This window comes from Massilia suwonensis, from assembly GCF_042655665.1.
GTDB lineage: Bacteria > Pseudomonadota > Gammaproteobacteria > Burkholderiales > Burkholderiaceae_D > Telluria > Telluria suwonensis.
The window spans coordinates 1-3603 of the sequence record NZ_JBHSMR010000002.1; the positions used below are offsets into that span (position 1 = coordinate 1).

At 53.2% G+C, this 3603-nt stretch carries 3 protein-coding genes; all 3 read right to left on the reverse strand.

Features of this window, described 5'->3' with window-relative positions; genetic code table 11:
* Window positions 1-123: 123 nt before the first annotated feature.
* The 3 genes from ACFPQ5_RS02580 to ACFPQ5_RS02590 are packed head-to-tail and all read right to left on the reverse strand — an operon-like array spanning window position 124 to window position 3549.
* The gene (locus ACFPQ5_RS02580; protein ID WP_379751643.1) at window positions 124-462 is read right to left on the reverse strand and encodes a hypothetical protein; all 339 of its coding nucleotides are present in this window, start codon (window positions 460-462) and stop codon (window positions 124-126) included.
* A gap of 60 nt (window positions 463-522) precedes the next feature.
* Window positions 523-2022, reverse strand: a complete 1500-nt coding sequence (locus tag ACFPQ5_RS02585; RefSeq protein WP_379751645.1) for a recombinase family protein — start codon at window positions 2020-2022, stop codon at window positions 523-525.
* A gap of 60 nt (window positions 2023-2082) precedes the next feature.
* Complete coding sequence (locus ACFPQ5_RS02590) at window positions 2083-3549, reverse strand: recombinase family protein (protein ID WP_379751647.1); 1467 nt, start codon at window positions 3547-3549, stop codon at window positions 2083-2085.
* Window positions 3550-3603 lie beyond the last annotated feature (54 nt).

Genomic DNA, 3603 nt, shown 5'->3' on the forward strand with positions numbered 1-3603 from the left:
TGGGTTGTTTCTTCATGACTCCATTCTCTCAAACAATGGAGCCTCTACAAAACCCGGGGCGGTTCACTTTCGTTCAAGCGATCACCGTAGAGTAGATCGACCAAACATGTCGACCGCACAGCACTACCAGTTATAGATAACGCGGCCCCGAGCATCAAATGCAACGCGGGGTGCGCCAGCAGAATCTAGTTCGCTTGACGCAGGGTGGATATAGAGGCAAGTAAAGTCGTTGGCCTTTATACGCTTTTCGATGATGCGCATAAAGGCTGACACTGCCTGACGCACTTTCAGGTATTTCTCAAACTGGGCATTCTGTAGCTGGATGATGAATCCGATGTAGGTGCAGCCTTCTAACACGGGTTCGATCGATGCATGCTCTGCCAGCAGCTGACATACACGCGTTGCATCGGAAACGGTTGTATTAAACAAGGTACACATGGCTTCGCTCCAAGTAGGCATCATGCAAAATCCTAGCTCGTAGCAGCAGTCTTGGAAGCTATCATTTCTGATAGGTGCTTTTAGTTAGTTCAAACCAAACACATGTGCCATCGAAGCGTGCGCGAACTGCTGGTAGTTAGGCAACGTGCGTGTTGATGGCCAGAGGTACTGGTGTTCAGGAAAGTCTTGGACAGGTAGCAGGTAAATTTGGGCTACTTCTTCATTGGCGTGATTCATGCGTACCCATAACACGAAGTCAACCGCAGGTGCATGCCGCACCGTTACCTTCCAGCAAGGGTGACTACGTTCGTAGCGACACCTGGTGCATAGCAGACGTACCGTGACACCGTTAACGCGATATGTTCGAGCTGTTACTTTTTCAAGCTGAGCGTTTGCGTGACGAGCGCAGCGTTCGAGTTCGATCGCCATGTCCTTGGTCACGCAGCGGAGTCTGTATCTTGTGATGGTCGCGCGGGATAGTGACGGGCCAGAGACGCCAGCGGCTTCATATGCGGCAACCAGACTTCGAAAGCGCAACGCATACGACTTGGCCGACGGCAGATCACTCTTGTCGATAAGATCAGCAGAGACCTTGCCGTGCTCAACAAGGATTTCGCGAAGTCCATCCAGCATTTCGTCATCGGTCCAGTGTTTTCCTCGCCGGAGACGGACCTGCCTGGTCCGGCTGAACATCTCCTTGCTCACGATCCCCTGAAAGGCATTTTCGACCCTGATCCATTTGTGCGGGTCATTGGGGCGACGCGAGCTTCTTAGGCGCTGCGTGCTTCGGTTGAAGATAAGAGTGCCGGCATACTTCTCGTTCGTGAGTATTGCTTTGACGTTGTGTGCCGACCATGCCCGGCCGTATTGGTTCGTCAATCTTTCAGCGTTGAGAGCATCAGCAATCCTTGTGTCGGGCATTTGTTTGTTTGTGCACATGTCAAAGATCCTGCGCACTACAGCGACTTCTTCGAGGGGCCCATGGACGAAACCGACCCGATCAGTAGGCAGACTCTTCCGTTCACCTATCTCGAGTGTTCGTGGAGTACGCCCGTCCGCTGATAGACACTGGCGCCTAAGGCCATAACCAGCAGAGCCACCTTGCTTAAACCCGGCTGCCGTTAGCCGGCACTGCGCCCTGAAGACCTTGGCTGAGAGTTCACGACTGTACTCTGCAGCCATAGCGCGTTTTAGACCTTTGAGTAAGGTCGCGAGCGGCGAGCCATCGTTCGTGAAAGGCTCGGCACAGTAAGAAACCATGATGCCGGCTCTACGGCATGCGTATTCGTAATAGGCACTCTCGTCGACGTCTTGGAACCGTCCCCAACGACTAACGTCGTACACCAGGACCGCCGCGTAGTCTGCTTGTCCTGATTGGACTTCCTCAAGGAGTCGCAAAAGTCCATTTCGTCCATCGAGCGTAAGTCCACTCCGTCCTTCGTCCCGATATACAGCCACTACCTTAAAATCGTGCTGTGCAGCATATTCTCGCAGGGCCGACTCCTGATGGTCAGTCGAATAGTTCTGATGTTCAGTTGACGCCCTGACGTAAAGTGCCGCACCGCGTATAGAAGGCAAAGCCATGGCGAACTCCTCAGAAATGCTAACAACTATGTGTCACGTGAAGGTTGCACTTTCCGCACCTTACTGGCCGAACATTGCTGCGACCGATGTGTACCGTATCTCAGCAAAGCCTTCGAGATTGGATTCTTTCAGATAGAGCGCTCCATTGGCCATCTTCGCTGCTGGGATCAAGAAATAGTCGATCAGCTCATGCGTGTCCCCGTGCAATCGTGCTGTGATGACGAAATCAGCTCCGGGACAAGGTTTAACTCTCCAGTTCACGAAGCCTTTCTTTGGCCTGCGCCGGGTCGCTATCTCTACTTTTACGCGAACTAAGTCATTGATGATCAATCGATGCGGTGCTTCACTGTCATCAACGGTGCCCCCCGCGGATCGTGCGTGGCCTGCGACTTCTTCAAAAAGGTCGTGTAGCCTGGTAGCGATGACCCTTTTTGTTTCGACAAAGACATGTGATGGGCAGCGGTCTAACCCAGCAGCATCGTACGCAGCGATAAGAGAACCAAACCCACGTACGAAAAGCTGAGGGTCCGGCATCAAAGGATCTGAAGCGATGATCTTCGCATTTACCTTGCCATGCCTGCTGTGGCATGTCTGAAGCAGGCTAAGCAACTCGTCTAAGGTGTACCGGCGAAGGCGTCTAGCTCGCTCATCTCGTGCCTGGGCAAATAGTGATGGCGAGATCAGGGGCTCGACGGCTCCCTCATTTATGACCCATTGATCGCTTGGGTTGGCTGTGCGGCGGCTGGAAAGCTTGCAAGACTTGCGGTTGAACGCCAGCGTTCCGCAGTATTTCAGGTTCGTCAGAAGTGAATTGACCATGGAGTGTGTCCACGGCCTGCCGAACTCGCTGGCAACTCCCTCATCATTCAAGAGTCGTGCAATCGCAGGTTCGCTGAGCTTTTGCTCCAGATAGAGCGCATACACCCTTCGAATCGTGACAGCTTCATGCGCCGGCCCTGGTATGAGTACAACCCGATCGGTAACAGCTCCCTTTGCTTCACCGTACTCGAGTACGCGACGTGGGGTACCGTCCTTCGTGATGGCTAGGCGCCTCAAGCCGTAGCCAGCGTGGCCACCCTGCTTGTAGCCGAACTGGGTAAATCGACACTGGGCATTGAACGTCTTTGTTGAAAGCTCGCGACTGTACTCGGCAGCCATCGTGCGTTTAATGCTCTTCATTAATGCACCAAGCGGCGTGCCATCATCAGCGAATTGTTCGCCACTGTAGACGACCTTGATGCCGGCGCGACGGCACGTATGCTCGTGGTAAGCCGCTTCGTCAACATCCTGAAACCTGCCCCAGCGGCTTACGTCGTAGACGATGATGAGTTGAAAGGTAGCCTTCCCAGACTGTACTTCGTGGATTAGGTTGCTCAGTCCGGTGCGGCGTCGAATGTCGAGGCCACTCTTTCCTTCGTCAACATACTCTTTGACGATCTCGATCCCGTTGTTGAGCGCGTACTCATGGATCTTTGCACGCTGATGGTCGGTGGAATAATTCTGGTTTTCGGTTGGTAATCCCCCCACAAAAAGAGCGCGGTTAGAAGTAGAATTTTCTACTTAAGAACAGAAAGCTCTACA